Source organism: Flavobacterium sp. Root420, assembly GCF_001427905.1.
Taxonomy (GTDB): domain Bacteria; phylum Bacteroidota; class Bacteroidia; order Flavobacteriales; family Flavobacteriaceae; genus Flavobacterium.
This window is the reverse complement of record NZ_LMEF01000007.1, coordinates 39,788-61,824: the sequence shown is the minus strand read 5'-3', so window position 1 is coordinate 61,824 and position 22,037 is coordinate 39,788. Positions and strand designations below refer to the sequence as shown.

The following is a 22,037-nucleotide window of genomic DNA, read 5'->3' as shown; positions in this document are numbered from 1 at the left end:
ATCAAATGAAAAAGAGTATCATCATATCAACGTTTTTAATTTCAACTTCATTTTTTGCTCAGAATAAAGGTTTAGTGGCAAATTCAAACAGCCCCTATTCTAAATTACAAAGTGTGAGTTTAGAAGATGTCAAATGGACAAATGGTTTTTGGAAGGAGCAATTTGATGTTGAAACCAAAAGTACATTACCCTATATGTGGGATTTGTATCATAACGATTCGATTTCGCACGCTTATAAAAATTTTGAAATTGCAGCCGGCGAAAGTAAAGGAACTTTCAAAGGACCTTCGTTTCATGATGGCGATTTTTATAAAATTTTTGAGGGAATGGCGGCTACTTATGCCGTTACAAAAGATAAAAAGTTAGATGCCGAAATGGATAAAGCCATTGCGTTATTTGCAAAAGTGCAGCGTAAAGACGGTTATATTCATACCCCGGTTTTAATTGATGAACGCTGGGGAACTTTAGGACCCGAAGAAGTAAAAAAACAGTTGGGTTTTGAGAAATACAACATGGGGCATTTGATGACGGCCGCTTGTATACATTACCGTGCTACCGGAAAAACCAATTTTCTGGATATTGCAAAAGGTGTAGCCGATTATCTATATGATTTTTACAAAAAGGCATCGCCGGAATTGGCCCGAAATGCAATTTGCCCTTCGCATTATATGGGAATTGTCGAAATGTATCGCACGACAAAAAATCCGAAATATTTAGAATTGGCTAATAATTTAATTGATATCAGAGGAACCACAAATGACGGAACAGATGATAATCAGGATAGAATTCCGTTTAGACAGCAAACCACAGCAATGGGGCATGCGGTAAGAGCGAATTATCTGTATGCCGGTGTCGCCGATTTATATGCAGAAACCGGAGAAAAGAAATTGTTAGACAATCTCGAATCGATTTGGGATGATGTTACCTACCGAAAAATGTACATTACGGGAGCTTGCGGTTCTTTATATGACGGAGTTTCTCCAGACGGAACTTCTTATAATCCAACCGATGTACAGAAAATTCATCAGGCTTACGGAAGACCTTTTCAGTTACCGAATGCAACGGCTCACACCGAAACCTGTGCGAATATAGGAAACGTATTATGGAACTGGAGAATGCTGCAAATTACCGGCGACGCCAAATATGCTGATATTGTGGAGTTAGCACTTTATAATAGTGTTTTGTCAGGAATGAGTTTGGAAGGAACAAAATTCTGTTATAATAATCCGCTAAATGTTTCTAAAGATTTACCTTTTAAGCAAAGATGGAGCAAACAGCGTGAAGGTTACATTGCTTTGTCGAATTGTTGTGCTCCAAATGTTACGAGAACTATTGCTGAGGTTAACAATTATGCCTATAGTATTTCAAAAGAGGGTCTATATGTCAATTTATACGGAAGCAATACCTTAAAAACTACATTACCGAACGGCGAGAAAATCGAAATTGAGCAACAAACCAATTATCCTTGGGATGGAATAATTACACTGAAAATTGTAAAAGCGCCAAAAGAAGCACAATCTTTCCTGTTACGAATTCCGGGATGGAGTCAGGATGCTGTAATTTCGATTAATGGAAAAAAAGTAGAGGGTGAGGTTACTTCAGGAACCTATTCAAAAGTAAATCAGAAATGGAAAAAAGGCGACGTTATTGAATTAAATATTCCGATGCCGGTTGAATTAATGCAAGCCAATCCATTGGTAGAAGAAATTAAAAATCAGGTTGCCGTAAAAAGAGGGCCTATTGTTTATTGTTTAGAATCTGATCAGCTTCCTGCAAATACTAGTATTAATGAAGTTGTTTTGAATGCGAATTCAGTATTTACAACCAATTTTATTGAAGTAAATAACAGACAATTACTAACTATAAATACAACTTCTCTAATTGATCAGGATAGTTCATGGGATAAAAAGCTTTATCAGCCTGTGTCTGCTAAGAAAAGTGCAGCATATAAGTTAAAATTAATCCCCTATTTTGCCTGGGGAAACAAGGGTGCAGCAGAAATGACGGTTTGGATGCCGCATTAAACTTCTTTTAAGTCTTGACTGGATATTAATTTTGTAGGATTTAACTTTTATTAATCAGAAAAAATGTTAAATTTTTAAGCAAATTTAACAGGTATCCAGAAAAAATATTCAATTTTATTCTGTAAGTTTTTTATTCGGATAAATGAGGTTTTATAATTTTTACAAGAATTATATTTGTAAAAAAGAAGGCTAATTACTTCAATGACAGATCTAACTTAGAATTCATTTTGCGAATTAATCACGTTATAAAAGTTTTTATTAGATAATTTTCTGATTTTCCATTAAAATCGGTTTAGATATTCCTGAATATTCAAACCTTTTCCTTAATTTTTGGTTTCTGTATATTTTTTCCTTCATTTTTTTATAGATATGGTTTTTTTTAAAAGCTTTTTTTGGAATAATAAAATTAAAGCAGGATAGCACAGGACGGTTGAACTTCGCAATCGTTATATTTTTGAGGCAAATAAATAAATGTGATTTTAACATTTAAACATATGAGATGTTAATTTAAATTTAGAATGCATTTTTTTATAAAACAAAAACTAACTAACTAATAATGACTAACCAAAACAAAACATTTATGAAACAAACACTTATAAAGAGATGTAGTTTTCTTTTGTTTATGCTGATGAGTATTTTGGCTTCAGCTCAAAGCTCAAGTGATGTAACAATTACAGGAACTATTACGGATGATTTAGGAGGCCTGCTTCCTGGAGTTAACGTAACTGAAAAATCATCAAAAAATACTGTTACGACAGGATTTGATGGACAGTATAAAATTAAAGTGAAAGCTAATGCAACATTAGTTTTCTCTTACATTGGTATGAGAAAAGCCGAAATTCCTTTGGCAGGACGTACAAAGCTTGATTATAAAATGCAATCAGATTCTAATGAATTGAATGATATTGTTGTAGTAGCCTATGGTACGCAGAAAAAGCAAAAAATTACCGGTGCATTAGTTACAATAAAGCCAGATGATATTCAGGATTTACCTGTCTCAAATTTATCTGAATCTTTGAGAGGCCAAACTCCTGGACTTAATGTCTCTGGTGGCTCAGGTCGTCCTGGCGATGCTGCTAGTGTTCAAATCCGTCAAACCTTTGGTTTTTCAAAAGATGGAAATTCAACTAATCCTTTAATTGTAATTGATGACATGGTGCAGATAGATCCAGCAACCGGATTAGCTACACTAGAAACTTTTAACAGATTAGATCCTTCTGAAATTGAAAGTATTACTGTTTTAAAAGATGGTTCTGCTGCGATTTATGGTTCTCGTGCTTCTCAAGGAGCTATTGTTGTAAAAACGAAAAGAGGCCAGGATGGTAAATTAAAATTTTCATATTATAGCCAGTCTGCATTCAATGATGCCGTAAGTCATAGTAAAACAATGAACGCTTATGATCATGGTGTTTGGAAAAATAGATTTTTAAGTTCTAATCTTGAAGCTGACCAGACTAAATATTTTTCAAATGCAGAGTTAGAGCAAATGAAAGGTTTAGATTATGATTGGTTAAAGAAGGCATGGAAACCTGCTACACAACAAAGACATTCATTGACTGCCAGCGGTGGAAATGAGAAAGCAACCTATTTTGCAGGTATAACCTATTTTGATCAGGGTGCCAATCTTGGAGATCAGGATTACAAAAAATGGAATTTCCGTGTAGGTATGACAGCTAAATTGTCTAAAGATTTTGACTTCGCAGCTACTATTTCTGCAAATACTGTAGATACTCAAAAATCATTTTCTAAAGCTTCTGCAAACATAAATGATTCTGGTGTTGGTTCAGCTGGAGGAGGAGAGCAAGCAGATTACGCCTATTTATTGCACATGCCAAAATATATTCCTTGGTCGGTAACTCAAAATGACAAAGAATATTGGTTATCTCCAATCGCTCGTACAGATCGTAACTTAGGAAGTGCAAATGCAAATAATACAATAGCTGGTTGGAACTACTTCGCAAGTTTAAATAGTGGCGTACAAATCGACCAGGAGTTTTCTTATAATGTGAATTTGTCACTAAATTATAAAGTTCCATTTGTTAAAGGATTAGCTCTTAAAGGAAGCTACGCAAGAAGCCAGTCTAGTGCAAATTCAGAACAAGTGCAATTACCTTATGACTTAGCTCGTATTACAAATTACGAAAGAGCAGATAATCATCTTGTAAACCCAAATTCTACGTATGTTTATGAAACGAACGTACGTAATTCAAGAGTTTACTATAATACAGATACAGATAAAATTATTCAGTCAAACTTTTTTACTACTTATGCAAGAACTTTTGGAGACCATAGTGTTGATGCATTATTTGGTATAGAGAAATCAGAATCAAACTTCAATAATGTTAGATTAGCTTATGAAGGTACATCAAAAGATTATTTGGGTACTAATACAACAGCTGGTGTAATTAGTACTAATTCACAAGCACTTAAAGGAGAATCAGGAACTTTGTCTTATTTAGGTCGTGTGAACTATAGCTTTAAAGACAAGTATCTGTTTCAGGTACTTTTTAGAAGTGATGCTTCTACAAAATTTGCACCACAAAATTATTGGGGATTTTTCCCATCAGCTCAGGTAGGATGGGTAGTTTCAAATGAAGGTTGGTTTAAAGATGCAGTTCCTGTTATTAGTAACCTGAAATTGCGTTATTCTATAGGTAAAACAGGAAAAGATAATATTAAACCATGGCGTTGGCTTACTCTTTATGATGTTATTCCAGATAAAGGAAACCAGTTTGGTTTAGGAGGAGGAACATTAGGTGGTGGTATATCACCAAGACCAACACCAAATGAAGACGTGAGATGGGATTCAACTATTAAGCATAACTTGGGTATTGATTTGGGTCTTTTTCAAAGTAAACTTCAGGTTACTACTGATTTTTACTACGACAAATCTACTGATATGCTAATTTCTCTGGCAGGAGAAGCAGGAACTCCAATTTCTACAGGAGGTGCTTTTGCTGAACAAAACTATGCAGATGTAAATGCTTGGGGTACAGAGATTAGCTTGAATTGGAAAGATAAAGTTAACAGAAATTTGAGTTATAATATAGGAATGAATTTTAGTTATTCTGATAATGAATATAAAAAATATCCTACGGCACCAGTACAGCATCCATCATACAATACAGTTCAGGAGGGGTATTCTAGTTACAATCCTGTATGGGGATTCAGAACATGGAAAGGGACTTCTACAGGTGACGGTATTTTACGTACAGATGCAGATGTTACTAATTACTGGAATTATTTGACAGCCAATGCAACAGCAGTTGGTGGAGTGCCAAATTATTTAGGAATAAATAATGTGACATTAATGAGAAAAGGGATGTTGGCTTATGAGGATGTAGGTGGTGCATATGATGCTACAAGTAAAACTCAGGCTCCAGCTGATGGTCAGATTGCGAAACAATTAGATTATATTAAATTAGCTAAAAATAATAGAGTATATGGTTTTACTTCAAATTTAGGATTGAATTATAAATCATTTTATTTTAAAACTCAAATTGCTACTTCTTGGGGAGGTTATAACTCTATTGATTTAGTACAACAAAGTTCTGGTTCAACTCAAAATGATTGGGGACACGAAACTTTTTGGAATGATATGTATGATGCTACTACAAATCCTAATGGTAAATATCCTAATATGGGTCAGCAGGGAACTGCTTTTGCACCATCAGATTTCTGGGAACTTAGTAATTTTAGATGTACAGTTAGAAACCTTACAGTAGGATTTGAAGTTCCAAAAGAACCTCTTAAAACAATTGGTATTCAAAGAGTAACTTTAGGTGTTACAGGAAACAATCTTTGGGATTTATATAACCCATATCCTGATCACTATCGTAATATGTATGATAATTCTATATCAAGATATCCTACACTTAGAACATGGTCAGTTAATTTGAATGTAACATTCTAAATTTAAATTTAATTATTATGAAAGCAAAGATTAATAAATATATAACACTGGCACTTTTAGTTGTCTTGGGCGCTTCGTGCAGTGATAATTTTCTGGAAGAAAAGAAACAGTACGGTTTCTTTGATGATGAATTTTTTAAAAGTGAAGAACGTGTAAATTGGTACGTAAATAATGTGTATTATGACTTTTTTGATGCCTACAAATCGCCTATGGCCACTGTGGTAGGATCATTTAGTACGACACAATCTACTTATACAGAAGAAGTAGGAGGAATTTCAAATAATATCGCCGACAAAAGTTTAATCAATCCTAATTATACTTGGGAAAACGCTGCCGATGCTTCAACTTATTATGGAACTCCTCTGGCAGATGCTATCAAAAACGAATCTTACAATAGAATTAGAGATTGTAATATTATGTTGTCAAGTATTGATACGAAAGGAGCTAATTTATCGCAAGTTTTTCGTGATCGTATAAAAGGACAAATGTACTATTTACGTGCTATTCAATATTTTGATTTAATGCGTACTTTTGGAGGTGTTCCAATTGTAACTACGGTTGAAGATGCAGTTTCTGATAACCCAATGACACAGCTTCCAAGAGCAACAGTTGCTGAACTAGTTACTCAAATTGTAAGTGATTTAGATTTAGCTGCTAGTTTACTACCTACAACATCTGGATGGGGTGCTGCTGATTATGGCCGCTATACTAAAGGCGCTGCTATGGCTCAAAAATCAAGAGTTTTATTAACTTATGCCAGCCCTTTGTTTAATAAAAACTGGGAATCTTCAGAACGTTGGGATGTAGCTTTAAAAGCAAGTTTAGAAGCTGAAACACAACTATTGGCTTCAGGTAATAATTTATATGGTGCTTCTGCGAGTGATTGGGCAAAAATGTTTTATGTTAATGACAATATTGCAAATCCTGAAGCAATTACAGTTCGCCTTTTAGGGTCTGGGACAACATCAATAAATTCAAATAATTCCTGGGAAAGATCAATTCGACTTGCTAGTCAGGGTGGAGTAGCAGGAAATGGTGTTAAAGCACCAAAAAGAATGATCGATTTGTTTCCTATGAAAGACGGTAGACGTCCTACCACTGCAAATGGATATAATGATTTTTTATTCTTTAAAGATCGTGACCCACGTTTTTACAGAACTTTTGCATTTTCCGGAAGTAACTGGACATATAACAATAGTCTTACTACAGCAGCTCAGCCTACTGTATGGGCATATCGTTGGTCAACAAATGCAACAACTGGTGTTGCTTTTAGTATGGGTAATGATGTTGCAAGCCCTGCTTTTGTTCGTAAAATGTCAAGCCCGACTGTAAGTAATGCTACCAATTTTCAGTATTCAGGTACGGATATTATTGATTACCGCTTTGCTGAGTTATTACTTAACATTGCAGAATGTTATGCAGGAAAAGGAGATATTGCAAATACCTTAAATTATTTAGGAAAAATAAGAAATCGCGTAGGAATTCCTTCTGCCAATAATTATGGTATTGGTACATTATCGACTAAATATGAGGCTTTTGAAGCTTGTTTATATGAGCGTAGAGTAGAGCTAGCTTATGAAGGAAAACGTTTTTGGGATATTCAAAGATGGATGTTATATGGTGCTGAGTCAGGAACTTGTGCTAAGTTAGGTGTCGAACCGATCAATGGTACACAACGTGTTGGAAACTATTTACATTACAAAAATGGTATTAGTCCTGCTGGTACAGATCCGTTAGCAGCTGCTCGTGCTTCTATTTCAGTAGACCCTGATGCAGCGAATTTTCAAGCACAGATTACTGCTTTAGCTGCTTTTTATACTGCTAATTTCGAATTCCGTGCTCCTCCAACACCTATGGATAATATTGGTGGTGTAGCGACTCCTATAAACTGGAGGCAAAATTATTACATTCAGGGTCTTAATCAGGCCGTGTTAGCTCAAAATCCATGGTTAAAACAAACTGTTGGATGGAAAGATGCAAATGGAGCTGCAGGAACTTACAATTACCAAGAATAATTTTTGCCCCAAAAAAAGTTATTTAAAACATAAAAACACTCACCTGTATTCTAAAAAATACAGGTGATTTGTTTAAAAAGATTACCATAATAAAAAATTAGTATGAAAAATTTCACTTTATCGGCTGCTTTCCTATTGTTTTTGGGAAGTTTCCAATGTTTTGCCCAGTATCCTAAAATCACTCCGGAAGTTCAGGCACAGTCCAAAGTTATTATGGATGAGGCTCAAAAACGTTCTGACGAAGCCTGGGAAAAAGCACTTGTAATTATTGAAGAAGAAGCCAAACATGGCAAGCCATTTATTCCGTGGGCATCAAGACCAAATGATTTACCACAGGCAGAAATTCCTGCTTTTCCTGGTGCTGAAGGAGGAGGAATGTACACTTTTGGTGGACGTGGAGGAAATATTTACACCGTTACAAGTCTAGAAGACAGCGGACCTGGAACTTTACGTGAAGCGTGCGAAAAAGGTGGAGCCAGAATTATTGTTTTCAATGTTTCCGGAATTATCAGAATCAAAAGTCCATTGATTATCCGTGCACCTTACATCACCATTGCAGGACAAACTGCTCCCGGAGATGGTATTTGTGTGGCTGGAGAATCGGTTTGGATTAATACACATGATGTTGTAATCAGGCATATGCGTTTTCGTAGAGGAGAAACTTTCGTAGGCCGTCGTGACGATGCTATTGGAGGAAATCCGGTTGGAAATATTATGATCGACCACGTTTCTGCGACTTGGGGATTAGATGAAAACATGTCTATGTACAGACATATGTACAGTCCGGGTGCAGGTTATCCGGATATTAAAGTAGGAACCGTAAATATTACAATCCAAAATAGTTTATTTGGAGAAGCTTTAGATACTTACAATCATGCTTTCGGAAGCACTTTAGGTGGAGAAAATTGTGCTTTTATCAGAAATATGTGGGCAAATAATGCTGGAAGAAATCCTTCAATTGGATGGAACGGTATTTTCAATTTTGCAAACAACGTAGTTTTCAACTGGTATAACAGATCAACAGATGGTGGTGATTATACAGCGAACTACAACATCATGAACAACTATTACAAACCAGGACCTGTAACGGATCTGACTCAGCCAATTAGCTACAGAATCTTAAAACCGGAATCAGGAAGAAGTAAATTGCCTTATATGGTTTTTGGCAGAGCTTTTGTTAATGGAAATATTGTTGCTAATAATGATAAAGTGACCAAAGATAACTGGGATGGCGGTATTCAGCTGGAGAATAAAAAAGGAGAGTTAATGGCTTATGATGAAGCGAAAGTTTATTTCGACAAAATGAAAGCTGACAAACCTTTCCCAATGCCATGGTTTCATCCATTCATGAAAGCGGATGAAGCTTATGAATATGTGTTGAAAAATGTTGGAGCAACTTTACCATTAAGAGATAAAGTAGACGAAAGAATCGTAAGAACGGTTAAAACCGGAGTTCCTGAATATGCAAAAGGACTAGAGAAAAAAGAATTCTATCAGTTTGAGCACAGACGTTTACCAATGGATTCTTATAAAAAAGGTATTATCACTGATATCTCTCAAGTGGGTGGATATCCTGAATACAAAGGAAAACCTTATGTAGATACAGACAAAGACGGTATTCCGGACAAATGGGAGAAAAAACATGGTTTAAATCCTAATGATCCGGCTGATGCTAAATTAGATTCAAACAATGACGGTTACGCCAACATCGAAGATTACATCAACGGTATTGATCCGACTAAAAAAGTAGACTGGAAAGATTTAAGTAATAACCAGGAGACTTTAACAAAACCTTTACAAGAATAGTTTTAAATGACATTCTTATTTCATGATGAAAACCGTGAAATAAGAATGTTTTTTTCAAGCAGAAATTTCAAAATTAAAAATCATGTCAAAAAGTAAATTAAATATAAGTGTTTTAATGTTGCTATTGGTATTCTTTAATGGAATCGCACAACAACATTTAGATCCGGAATACATCAAAGTAACCAACGAAAGAGCTTCTAAAATTGTTGCAAAACTCGAGTTGGCAAATCCTGCAAAAGAAAAAGCAGTAACCGATATTATTGCACAACAATTTAGAGATTTAAGTAAAATTCAGGATGAAAGAGATGCTGAAATCAAAAAAATTAAAGAAGACACCAGTTTAGCAAAAGAGAAACAAAACGAGAAAATTGATAAGTTAAAATCAAAAGCAGATACAGCTATTGATAAACTGCACAAAGCTTATCTGAAAAAATTAGGAGCTCAATTATCAGAAGATAAAATTACAGCAGTAAAAGACGGAATGACGTATGGTGTTTTGCCTATTACTTATGCGGGATATCAGGATATGTTGCCTAATTTAACGGCAGAACAAAAAGATTACATTTATAAAGCTTTAGTAGAAGCCAGAGAACATGCAATGGATGGTGGTTCCTCTAAAGAAAAACATGCCTGGTTTGGTAAATACAAAGGAAGAATCAATAACTATTTGTCAAAACAAGGTTACGATTTAAACAAGGAAAGTGCTGATTGGCACAAACGTGTTGAAGAAAGAGAAAAGAATAAAAAGAAGGAATAGAGGCTAATTTTTAATAAGTGTTAATTTAACATTTTTAAATTAAACCTTTTATAAATTATAGTGTCAAACTGTTCTAACCTATAAACTTCAGACTAACTCTCATGAAAAACAATTTCCAAAAGACCACCCTGAAAAGAACAATGATGATCCTGTCATTTTGTTCTTTCTTCTCTACAGCGTATGCACAATACCCAGAAATCCCAAAACCGCTTCAGGATAAAACTGATGCGATTTTAGCCGATGAAGAAAAAAGACTGGCCGAAATCTGGACAGCTAATTATAGTACGATTCAGGCGGAAGCCAAATTAGGCCGCCCGTATTTGCCTTGGGCTTCTTATCCTAAAGATTTTGTTCATTCCGATATTCCTGCTTTCCCGGGAGCTGAAGGCGGTGGTGCTTTTACACCAGGCGGAAGAGGCGGAAAAATATTTGTTGTAACCAGTTTGGAAGACAGCGGAAAAGGAACTTTCAGGGAAGCTTGTGAAGCTGTTGGAGCGAGAACAATCGTATTCAACGTTTCAGGAATCATCAAATTAAAAAAACGCATCAGCATGCGCGCGCCGTATGTTACCATTGCCGGACAAACTGCTCCTGGCGATGGAATTTGTATTGCCGGAGAAACATTGGAAATTGATACACACGACGTAATTATCAGACATATGCGTTTCCGCAGAGGTGAAACTGAAGTTACCCGTAGAGATGATGCGCTGGGCGGAAATCCTATTGGGAACATTATTGTAGATCACTGTTCTGTAAGCTGGGGATTAGATGAAAACATCTCCTTATACCGACACCAGTTTCAGGCAAATGACAAATCAAAACTGGAAAAATTGCCTGCCTGTAATATTACCATTCAAAATACAATCTCTTCTGAAGGCTTAGATACTTACAATCATGCATTTGGAAGTACAATTGGTGGTTTAAATAGCACATTTATGCGTAACTTATGGGCCGATAACATTTCAAGAAATGCTTCTATCGGAATGTATGGTGATTTTAATTTTGTAAATAATGTGATTTTCAACTGGTGGAATCGTTCTTTGGACGGAGGTGATTATCGTTCGATGTTCAACATCATCAATAATTATTTTAAACCGGGACCCATAACACCAACAGATCAGCCAATTCGTTACAGAATTCTAAAACCGGAATCTGGATATATGAAACCTAAAACATACGGAAGAGCATATGTTGCCGGAAATTATATTGACGGATCTCCGGAAGTTACAGCAGATAACTGGAACGGCGGCATACAATTAGAAGATCTTTCAGCTGAAGAAACCAAAGGTTATTTAGAAAGTATTAAACAACCAAAAGCATTCTCAATGCCAAATATTACAATCATGAAGGCAGAAGAAGCATATGAATTTGTATTGAAAAATGTTGGAGCAACTTTACCAAAAAGAGATGCCGTTGATGAACGCGTAATTAAACAAGTTCGGACAGGGAAAATTGAAGCGAAAGACGGTTTAGAAAATGCAATTGGTGCGGCATTTATCAAAAGAAGATTACCAGCTGATTCGTATAAAAAAGGAATTATTACCAATCCAAATCAGGTTGGCGGATATCCGGAATACAAAGGAAAAGCTTATAAAGATTCTGATAACGACGGAATTCCGGATGCATGGGAAAAGAAATTTGGTTTGAATCCAAATGACGCTTCTGATGCTAATAAAGATTCAAATGGAGATGGTTATACCAATCTTGAAAAATACTTTAACGGAATCGATCCGACTAAAAAAGTAGACTGGACCAAATTTGAAAATAATACGGATACATTGTCGAAAGTGTTATTGCAGTAAATTTAGAAGATGGAATATAGAGAATAGAATAAAGAGCAAAGAGACAAGATTCTCAAATGAGAAACTACTTTCAAAATAATCTAAACTCGAAAATTTAAAATTAAAATAAGTTCAAAGTTTGTCATTTCGACGAAGGAGAAATCACACGCGTAACTCGACAAAGATTGGCGATTTGCAAAGCGGAATTTCTAGTGTGATTTCTCCTTGGTCGAAATTGACAAGATGGCGAAGTAGGATTTTAGAGATTTATTAGTCCTTAAATGGCTAATTTTAAATCTAAAATCTAAACTCAGAAATCTAAAATAAAATTAAGGTGAATTTTACTTATCTAAAAAATATAATCCCTCTTCAAAAAAACAAACTGTTTGTGTTTTGTTTCGCTTTGTTTTTAAATGCAAACATCGGAACAGCCCAAAACACTTTCCCTGATATCGTAAAAACAAAAGAAGGAAAACTTTCTTTTACTATGGATGCTAAAGAAAATCAAATTCCTGATTTTTCGTATGCAGGATATAGGACTTCTGAAAAAGCAATTCCAAATGTGGAGAATAAAATTTTTGTTCCGAAACAAGAAGAAGATGCAACCCAACGAATTCAGGCTGCAATTGATTATGTGAGTAATTTGAAACCCAATAAATCAGGTTTTCGCGGTGCTGTTCTTTTAGACAAAGGAACATTTAAAATCGGCGGAACTTTATTCATCAGAAAATCGGGAGTGGTTTTACGCGGAAGCGGAAACAGTGAAGACGGAACCATTCTTTTGGGAACCGGATTAAAAAGAGAGGCTGTCATTAGAATTTTAGGCGTTGATGATAAAAAACTGGGTGAAACCGTTGAATTCAATACAAGTTATACACCACTTGGAACAACAAAAATTCAATTAAAAAATACTGCTAAATTAAAATCATCTGATGAAATTATCATCACCAAACCTTTAACTGATAATTGGATTAAAGAGTTAAAAATGGATGATTTTGGAGCCGAAACCGGTTGGGTTGGATGGAAAAAAAATGATTGGGATATTAGCTGGAACAGAGTGGTTACCAAAATCAATGGTAATGAAGTGACATTAAACGCGCCGTTGACTATGACTTTGGATGAGGTTTACGGACCGTCAAAAGCAACAGTTTATTCATGGCCAGGAAGAATTGAGGAAATCGGAATCGAAAATATTCTGATGAAATCAACTTATGATCAGTCAAAACCAAAAGACGAAGAACACAGATGGTTAGGAATTAGCATCGAAAACACGAAGAATGCCTGGGTGAAACAAGTGAATTTCAAGCATTTTTCTGGTGGTGCCGTAGCGTTATTAAAATCGGCTCAACAAATTACCGTTGAAGATTGTATCGCAACCGAACCCGTTTCGGAAATCGGTGGTTTTAGACGTCATACTTTTTATACAGAAGGGCAACAAACCTTATTTCAACGTTGTTATTCAGAATATGGGTACCACGATTTTGCAGTAGGTGGATTTGGAACTACAGGGCCAAATGTGTTTATACAATGCGAATCCTACTTGCCTTTCAATAATAGTGGCGCGATTGGAAGCTGGGCAACCGGAGTATTGTTTGATGTTACTTATATAGACGGACATGCTTTAAGTTATAATAATAGAGAACAAAACGGCAGAGGCGCAGGATGGACAGCAGCGAATAGTGTGATCTGGGAAACGTCGGCATCTAAAATAGAATTGTATAGTCCACCAACAGCACAAAACTGGGCTTTTGGGGTTTGGGGCGGAATTATGGCAGGCGATGGTCACTGGAAAGAGGTAAACGGTCATATCAGCCCGAGAAGTTTGTTTTACGCACAATTAGAAAGTCGCTTGGGACAACTTCCTGTGAAAGCATTTATTTATGATTTAGGTTCTGAACCGTCATCAAGTCCGGCTGTCGAAGTAGCACAGGAATTAACTAAAAATTCTGTGGCTCCAAAAGAGAGTTTATTAGAATGGATTGCCGAAGTTTCGAAAGCGAATCCAATCGATACAAATGCTTCAGGTTTAAAAAATGCGAATGATTTAAAAATAAATTCCACACAAAATAATAGTTCCAATACTAAAGTAGTGACTCAAAACGGCTGGTTGACTTATGACGGAAAAGTAATTGCCGGAAATAGATTAAGTGTGCCTTGGTGGAGAGGAAGTTTGAGAGATACTGATTTATCAAAGTCATTGCCTCATGTTACGAGATTTGTTCCCGGAAGAACAGGAACCGGACTTACGGATAACATCAGTGAAGTAACAGATTATTTAAGTACCAATAATATGGTTGCTTTAGAACATAACTACGGTTTATGGTACGAGCGCAGAATGGACGATCACGAAAGAGTTCGCCGCTTTGATGCTGATGTCTGGCCTCCGTTTTATGAGCAGCCATTTGCAAGAAGCGGCCAAGATTTGGCTTGGGATCAATTGAGTAAATATGATTTGACAAAATTCAATGACTGGTATTGGGATCGTCTATCACTTTTTGCTGATTTGGCAGAAACCAAAGGACAATTATTAGTCAATCAGCAATATTTTCAGCATAATATTATAGAGGCTGGTGCGCATTGGGCAAGCTCTCCATGGCGTTCGGCAAATAATATTAATAGTACAGGTTTTCCGGAGCCGCCGCCTTATGCAGGTGATAAACGTATTTTTATGGCCGAACAGTTTTATGATGTTAACAGTCCTGCGAGAAGAAAATTACATCAGGGATTTATTCGTAAATCATTGGAAAACTTTCAGGACAACAGCAACGTAATTCAGTTGACAAGTGCCGAATATACTGGACCGCTTCACTTTATGCAATTTTGGATTGATGAAGTTCAGAAGTGGAAAGACGAAACCGGCAAAAAAGGAATTATTGGTTTAAGTGCTACCAAAGATGTTCAGGACGCCATTTTGAATGATGCTCAAAGAACCAAAACAGTAGACGCAATTGATATTCGTTACTGGTATTACAAAGAAGACGGCTCAGCGTATGCGCCACAAGGCGGTTTAAATTTAGCACCAAGACAACATGCGAGAAAACTAAAAACCGGAAAAGAAACAGACGATCAGGTGTATCGCGCCGTTCGTGAATACCGCGAAAAATATCGGGATAAAGTAATTTTATATTCAACTGACGGATCTTCAAGATTTGGATGGCCAGCATTAATGGCAGGAGCGTCATTACCTAATATTCCAAAAATCGCGCTTCCGGAATTTTATTCGGCTTTAAGCCAAATGAAATTAGTTGAAGGAAATACGTTTTCAGACAACATCTGGAAATTAGAAAATAAAGGAAACAGTTATCTTTTTTATATTAAAAATGAAAAAGAAGTAACCCTTGATCTTTCAGCTTATAAAGGAGATTTCGAAGTTTACGCCATAAACGCTGCAACCGGAAATTTCACTAAAAAAGCAAACATCAAAGGCGGGAAAAATGCTACCATTCCGGCTTCTGAAATAAAAGAAAAAGTACTTTTTGTAGTAAAAAAATAAAATAGTAGTTAGCCACGAATTCACGAATTATTCTAATTGTGCTGAAATTAAAAAATTCGTGAATTCGTGGCTAATAAACGCAAAAAAAATAATTCAAAATAAAACCAAAATGAATCTGAAAATTAAATATCTATACGCCCTCGGTCTAAGCTTTCTGCTAACTGCACAAAGCGGATATTCTCAATCTGCAGAAAAAGGCGCTTTGCCAAAAATTAAGGTTTCAAAAAACCAGCATTATTTTGTAACCGAAGACGAGAAACCGTTTTTCTGGTTAGGCGATACCGGTTGGCTGACATTCGGAAAACTGGACAGAGCAGGAGTAGATAAATATTTTAAGGACCGAAAAGCAAAAGGATTTAATGTTGTTCAGGTGATGGTTTTGCATAACATCAACGCTGTAAATATTTATGGAAGTGCCGCTTTGATTAACGAGGATGTTTCTAAACCTTTCATTACGGCTGGAAATAATTTCAATAGCAAAAAAGAATACGACTATTGGGACCACGTAGATTATACTTTAGAAGTAGCTCGCAAGAACGGAATTTACCTTGCGATGGTTCCTGTTTGGGGAACCAATGTTTCAAAAGGAAATAAAGTTAGCAAAGAACAAGCAATTGAATATGCAACGTTTTTGGCCAATCGTTATAAAAACAAAACCAACGTGATTTGGTTAAATGGAGGTGATACACACGGAAACGAATTTATGGATATCTGGAATGCGATTGGAAGTACGTTGAAAACCAGCAATCCAGATCAGTTAGTGACTTTTCATCCTTTTGGAAGAACCGATTCTTCTGAAAATTATCATAACGCAAAATGGTTAGATTTCAATATGTTTCAATCGGGTCACAGAAGATACGACCAGGATTCAGTGAAAACAAATTTCAAAGAAGACAATTATAAATTCGTTTTAAGAGATTTCGAATTAAAACCAACAAAACCTACGCTGGACGGGGAGCCGTCTTATGAAGGAATTCCGCATGGTTTACACGATACTTTACAGCCAAAATGGACAGCAAGTGACGTTCGCCGTTATGGATATTGGTCGGTTTTATCAGGCGCTGCAGGTTATACATACGGACATAATGCGGTAATGCAAATGTTCCGAAAAGGTGATAAACCAGCTTACGGAAACAAAGAATTATGGACTTCAGCTATTAATGCCCCGGGCGCTAAACAAATGATTTACATTAAAAAGCTGATGTTGCAATTTCCGTTTTTAGAAGGAGTTCCAGATGAAACTTTAATCGCAAACCAAGGATCACGATATGATTATCTGGCAGCAATAAGAGGACAAAACTATGCTTTGATTTACACTTACAACGGGAAAAGAATGGAAGTGAATATGGGAAAAATTGCTGGTGATAAAGTAAAAGCAAGCTGGTACAATCCAAGAAACGGAAAAGAAATCAAAATTGGAAGTATTAATAATACAGGAACCAAAGAGTTCCAGCCTTTGGGAATTAAAAAAGATGGTAATGACTGGGTTTTGATTTTGAGATCTAATTAAACGCAATAATATTAGAAAAAATCCGCGCAATCTGCTAAATCTGCGAGCAAAAATTTCACGCAGATTTAAAAAGGATCTAAGCAGATTCTGCAGATTTTTTTAACAATAAATCTGCGCTGATCTGCCAAAATCTGCAAGATCTGCGAGAAACCAAAAACATTATGAAAATCAAAAACATTATAATAGTATTATTCTTCATCACAGGATTCAACACCGCTTTCGCTAACGATGGCTGGCTGAATATCCTGAATGAAGGCGGAAATAACAAAGGAATAAAATGCACCGAAGCCATTCAGAATGCTATTGAAAAAGCTTCAAAGAATGGTGGCGGAACCATTTTTTTCCCTGCCGGGGAATATTTAACGGGGGCTTTAAAATTAAAAAGTAACATCACGATTCATTTGGATTCGGGTGCGCTTTTGAAGTTTTCAGACAATTTTGATGATTATTTACCGTATGTCGAAATGCGTTATGAAGGATTGGTAATGAAATCTTTCTCGCCATTATTTTATGCCAAAGATGCCGAAAATATCACCATCAAAGGAAGAGGTGTAATCGACGGTCAGGGAAAAGCGTGGTGGAATGAAGTGTACCGAATCGAAACTGCCAAAGGCCCAATTCCCGAAACCAAATACCAAAAAATGTGGACCGAGCAAAACAAAGGAATTGTGTATGAGCCTTACTATAAAAGAACGATTGACAAACACTTTTTCCGACCTTCTTTCTTTCAGGCGTATGGCTGTAAAAACATTTTGATTGAAGGTGTTACTTTTCAGAATTCTCCTTTCTGGACGATCAATCCTGAATTTTGTGATAACGTAACGGTTACCGGAATTTCAATTTTTAATCCGCATTCACCCAATACAGACGGAATTAATCCTTCTTCCTGTACAAACGTTCATATTTCGAATTGCCATATCAGTGTTGGAGATGATTGTATTACCATTAAATCGGGCAGAGATGCCGATGGCCGTAAATACGGAAAAGCAACTGAAAACGTAACCATCACCAATTGCACGATGTTAAGCGGTCATGGCGGTGTTGTTATTGGAAGTGAAATGTCGGGGGGAATCAAAAAAGTCACGATTTCAAATTGTGTTTTTGACGGAACGGATCGTGGAATCCGTATTAAATCTGCTCGTGGTCGTGGAGGAGTTGTAGAAGATATTCGTGTAGATAATATTGTGATGAAAAACATCAAGGAAGAAGCTATTATTTTGGATTTGTTTTATGATAAAGATAATGCGGCAGAACCGGTTACAGAACGTACGCCAACTTTCAGAAACATTCACATCAGTAATGTTACGGGTGGAAATGTAAATAAAGCGGGATTTGTTCGTGGAATTTCCGAAATGCCAATTCAGAACATTTCTTTCTCGAATATTAATATGGATGGCAAAGAAGGTTTTACGGTAATTACAGCATCAGATATTGAATTTCACGATGTAAAAGTAAATGCAACAGTTGGTTCTTCTTTCAAAATATCAGATGCTAAAAACCTTATTTTAGACAATGCGGGTTCATCGACACCAATCAAAGGAGTCCCGGTGATTAAAATTGAAAATGCGTCGAATATCATGATCAACAATAATTTTCCATTTAATGCGACAGATGTTTTCATCGAAGCTGATGGAAAAGAAACAAAAAATATTTTCCTAAAAAACAATGTATTCCATAATGTAAATACGGTCGTAAAAAAAGGAAAAGACCTGGATAAAAAAGCAATTACAGAATAGCACAATAATAGAACACTAATTTCACAGATTTACACCAATTCAATTTGTGTTAATTAGTGAAATTAGTGTTTAATTTCAAAAGCATGAAGAAAATATTCATCATAATAATCCTTTTCCTTTCTACGATAAGCTATTCGCAGAAAAAGAAAGAAATTTATCTTTTTACGTCGTTTCGGGAACCGGCGACTGAAGGTTTGTATTTAGCCTACAGTGAAGACGGCTACAACTGGAAAGGTTTGGAAGGTTCGTTCTTAAAACCTGAAATCGGTGCCAGCAAAATTATGCGTGATCCTTCGATTACCAAAGGGGCTGACGGCACCTATCATTTGGTTTGGACAACCGACTGGAAAGGCGGAAATGGTTTTGGATATGCCAGTTCTAAAGATTTGATTCATTGGTCAAAACAAGAATACATTCCGGTAATGAAAAACGAACCGGAAGTGGTAAACGTTTGGGCTCCGGAAATTTTTTATGATGATGTCAAAAAAGAATATATCATTGTTTGGGCATCGACAATTCCGTTTCGATTTGAAAAAGGAATTGAAGAAGAAAAGAACAATCATCGTATGTATTACGTAACAACGAAAGATTTTAAAACGTTCTCTGATACGAAATTATATTACGAACCGGGCTTTAGCGTGATTGATTGTGTGATTGTAAAAAAAGCCAAGAAAGAGTATGTTTTGGTTTTGAAAGACAACACCAGACCCATGCGTAATATAAAGGTAGCTTTCGGAAAATCGCCTTTAGGGCCTTTCGGAAAAAGTTCTGAGCCTTTTACAGCGCATTTATCAGAAGGACCAACGGTTGTAAAAGTCGGCAAAGAATGGCTAATTTATTATGATAATTATGGCGAGAAAAACTATAAAGCTTCAAGCACAAAAGATTTTGTTCATTTTGAAGATGTCTCTTCAAAAATAAGCCTTCCGGAAGGACATAAACACGGAACGATAACGACAATTTCTGCAGCAGTTTTAAAAGGATTAATTGAGAAGAAATAATTCTCGACGAGACCTAACAGGTTTTTAAAACCTGTTAGGTCTGATCAGAATCAAAAACAAAATAATAATGATTACTTTCCAAAACATAAAAACCAACATCATAACTACAGCCGCAATTCTATTGAGTTGTGCAGCTGTAAATGCCCAAAACGACACGGTGCGTTATGTTGGCAAAACACTTTCAAATGTTGATTATCATCACGGGCAATTAAGTCCGGCGGTGGGTGTTCATGCCACGCAGATTATGCGTGCGAGCAGGGAACATCCTGAAAAAGCAGATGGTTTTGGCTGGACATATAACCACCAACCGATGATGGCGTATTGGAATAATACGTTCTATTTACATTATTTAAGCGATCCGTCAGGAGAACATATTCCACCGGGACAGACCTTTATGATGACTTCACAAGACGGAGTGACGTGGACAAAACCTCAGGTGCTTTTTCCAATTTACCATGTTCCTGACGGATTTAAAAAAGAAAGTGTTGAAGGTGTGGCTAAAAACTTAGATGCCGTTATGCACCAACGAATGGGCTTTTATGTTTCATTAGATAATCGATTGCTTGCGGTAGGTTATTACGGAGTGGTATTAGACAAAAAAGACGATCCAAATGACGGAAAAGGAATTGGTCGTGTAGTAAGAGAAATTTACAAAGATGGAAGTTATGGTCCGGTTTATTTTGTTCGTTATAATAAAAACGGAAATCCAGTACCAACAACATTTCCATTTTACACGAAAAGCAAAGACAAGAAATTTATCAAAGCTTGTGATGAAATGATGTCTAAACCTTTATTAATGCAGCAATGGGTGGAAGAAGCAGACAGAGATGACGCGTTGATTCCGTTGAAAAAACAATATAAAGCGTTCAATTATTACCATTTACCAAATGGAAACGTAGTAGGTTTATGGAAATTTGCGCTGACTTCGATCAGTAAAGATGATGGAAAAACATGGCAGTATACACCAACAAGAGCACCGGGTTTTGTAAATAGCAATGCTAAAATCTGGGGACAAAAAACGTCTGATAATCGTTATGCGACCGTTTATAATCCATCAGAATACCGTTGGCCGTTAGCAATTTCAACCAGTGATGACGGACTAAATTACAAAGATTTATTGTTGGTTCATGGCGAAATCACACCAATGCGTTACGGTGGAAATTACAAATCTGCAGGACCGCAATACGTTCGCGGTATTCTCGAAACAGACGGAACTCCGCCTGACGGAAAACTTTGGGTAAGTTACAGTGTCAATAAAGAAGATATTTGGGTGGCTTCGGTTCCGGTTCCGGTAACCAGCGAAGTGAAAGAAGATGTAAAAGATGTTTTTAATGATTTGCCAAATGGCGATGAATTAAAATTATGGAATACCTACGATTTATCATGGGCATCTACGAAAATAGAAAAGAAAGCCGATGGCGTAAAATGGTTAACTTTAAGAGATCAGGATTATTTTGATTATTCTCGTGCCGAACGTGTAATTCCGTTTGCACAAAAAATGGAAGCGACTTTTACGGTTAAACCAGAACAAAATAATCATGGTTTATTGCAAGTTGAATTCCAAAACAAACAAGGGCTTCCTGCTATCCGATTGGTATTTGATTCGGATGGAGAATTGAAAGCGAAAAACGGTGCGCGTTTTGGCGGACTTACAAAATACGAAGCCGGAAAAGAATATACGATAACAGTTAAATTAGATGTTACTTCCCGTTCGTATACGGTGAAAGTAAATGACGGAAAAGAAACCAATAAAATATTCTACGCTCCGGTTGATGGTATTTCACGCATTATGTTCCGCACCGGCGATCAGCGTTACACACCAAATGCAGATACAGAACCAGACACACCAGATTTTACAGATTTGCCGGATACAGGTAAACTAATTCCGGAGGCGGTATTTAATATTAAATCATTGGTGACGAAAAAGTTATAAAAAATAGAACACGGATGACACGGATTCGCTTTCGCGAAGACGCAGATTAACGCGGATTTTTTATTCAC

Annotated in this window: 11 protein-coding genes; all 11 read left to right on the top strand. The window is 36.3% G+C overall.

What is annotated here, in order from left to right; genetic code table 11:
- Positions 1-5: 5 nt before the first annotated feature.
- Positions 6-2,024, top strand: a complete 2,019-nt coding sequence (locus ASC72_RS06230) for a glycoside hydrolase family 127 protein (RefSeq protein ID WP_056188468.1) — start codon at positions 6-8, stop codon at positions 2,022-2,024.
- Positions 2,025-2,604: 580 nt separating this feature from the next.
- Positions 2,605-5,937 carry a SusC/RagA family TonB-linked outer membrane protein gene (locus tag ASC72_RS06220; RefSeq protein ID WP_056188539.1) on the top strand — a complete coding sequence of 1,111 codons (3,333 nt, stop codon included), beginning with the start codon at positions 2,605-2,607 and terminating at the stop codon, positions 5,935-5,937.
- A 17-nt stretch (positions 5,938-5,954) separates the two neighbouring features.
- Entirely contained in the window at positions 5,955-7,952 is a 1,998-nt protein-coding gene (locus tag ASC72_RS06215) for a RagB/SusD family nutrient uptake outer membrane protein (RefSeq protein ID WP_056188460.1), read from the top strand.
- Between the two features lie 102 nt (positions 7,953-8,054).
- Positions 8,055-9,758 (top strand): hypothetical protein, encoded by a 1,704-nt coding sequence (locus tag ASC72_RS06210; RefSeq protein ID WP_056188457.1) that lies wholly within the window; start codon positions 8,055-8,057, stop codon positions 9,756-9,758.
- A gap of 82 nt (positions 9,759-9,840) precedes the next feature.
- On the top strand, positions 9,841-10,515 hold the full coding sequence (locus tag ASC72_RS06205) for a DUF3826 domain-containing protein (protein WP_056188453.1): 675 nt from the start codon (positions 9,841-9,843) through the stop codon (positions 10,513-10,515).
- 101 nt (positions 10,516-10,616) lie between these two features.
- Entirely contained in the window at positions 10,617-12,317 is a 1,701-nt protein-coding gene (locus ASC72_RS06200; RefSeq protein ID WP_056188450.1) for a hypothetical protein, read from the top strand.
- A gap of 313 nt (positions 12,318-12,630) precedes the next feature.
- Entirely contained in the window at positions 12,631-15,789 is a 3,159-nt protein-coding gene (locus tag ASC72_RS06195; RefSeq protein ID WP_056188447.1) for a DUF6298 domain-containing protein, read from the top strand.
- Positions 15,790-15,898: 109 nt separating this feature from the next.
- Complete coding sequence (locus tag ASC72_RS06190; protein ID WP_056188538.1) at positions 15,899-17,299, top strand: glycoside hydrolase family 140 protein; 1,401 nt, start codon at positions 15,899-15,901, stop codon at positions 17,297-17,299.
- Between the two features lie 161 nt (positions 17,300-17,460).
- Positions 17,461-19,035 (top strand): glycoside hydrolase family 28 protein, encoded by a 1,575-nt coding sequence (locus ASC72_RS06185; protein WP_056188444.1) that lies wholly within the window; start codon positions 17,461-17,463, stop codon positions 19,033-19,035.
- Positions 19,036-19,118: 83 nt separating this feature from the next.
- The gene (locus ASC72_RS06180; protein WP_056188442.1) at positions 19,119-20,036 is read left to right on the top strand and encodes a glycoside hydrolase family 43 protein; all 918 of its coding nucleotides are present in this window, start codon (positions 19,119-19,121) and stop codon (positions 20,034-20,036) included.
- A 67-nt stretch (positions 20,037-20,103) separates the two neighbouring features.
- Positions 20,104-21,969: a six-hairpin glycosidase gene (locus ASC72_RS06175; RefSeq protein ID WP_056188438.1), complete on the top strand. Its 1,866-nt coding sequence runs from the start codon at positions 20,104-20,106 to the stop codon at positions 21,967-21,969.
- Positions 21,970-22,037: the final 68 nt, after the last annotated feature.

What these genes read in the sequence shown, in the direction of transcription:
- ASC72_RS06200 (WP_056188450.1), top strand. Translation starts at nt 10,617, where the DNA reads ATGAAAAACAATTTCCAAAAGACCACCCTGAAAAGAACAATGATGATC.
- ASC72_RS06185 (WP_056188444.1), top strand. Translation starts at nt 17,461, where the DNA reads ATGAAAATCAAAAACATTATAATAGTATTATTCTTCATCACAGGATTC.
- ASC72_RS06210 (WP_056188457.1), top strand. Translation starts at nt 8,055, where the DNA reads ATGAAAAATTTCACTTTATCGGCTGCTTTCCTATTGTTTTTGGGAAGT.
- ASC72_RS06220 (WP_056188539.1), top strand. Translation starts at nt 2,605, where the DNA reads ATGAAACAAACACTTATAAAGAGATGTAGTTTTCTTTTGTTTATGCTG.
- ASC72_RS06190 (WP_056188538.1), top strand. Translation starts at nt 15,899, where the DNA reads ATGAATCTGAAAATTAAATATCTATACGCCCTCGGTCTAAGCTTTCTG.
- ASC72_RS06175 (WP_056188438.1), top strand. Translation starts at nt 20,104, where the DNA reads ATGATTACTTTCCAAAACATAAAAACCAACATCATAACTACAGCCGCA.
- ASC72_RS06180 (WP_056188442.1), top strand. Translation starts at nt 19,119, where the DNA reads ATGAAGAAAATATTCATCATAATAATCCTTTTCCTTTCTACGATAAGC.
- ASC72_RS06230 (WP_056188468.1), top strand. Translation starts at nt 6, where the DNA reads ATGAAAAAGAGTATCATCATATCAACGTTTTTAATTTCAACTTCATTT.
- ASC72_RS06205 (WP_056188453.1), top strand. Translation starts at nt 9,841, where the DNA reads ATGTCAAAAAGTAAATTAAATATAAGTGTTTTAATGTTGCTATTGGTA.
- ASC72_RS06215 (WP_056188460.1), top strand. Translation starts at nt 5,955, where the DNA reads ATGAAAGCAAAGATTAATAAATATATAACACTGGCACTTTTAGTTGTC.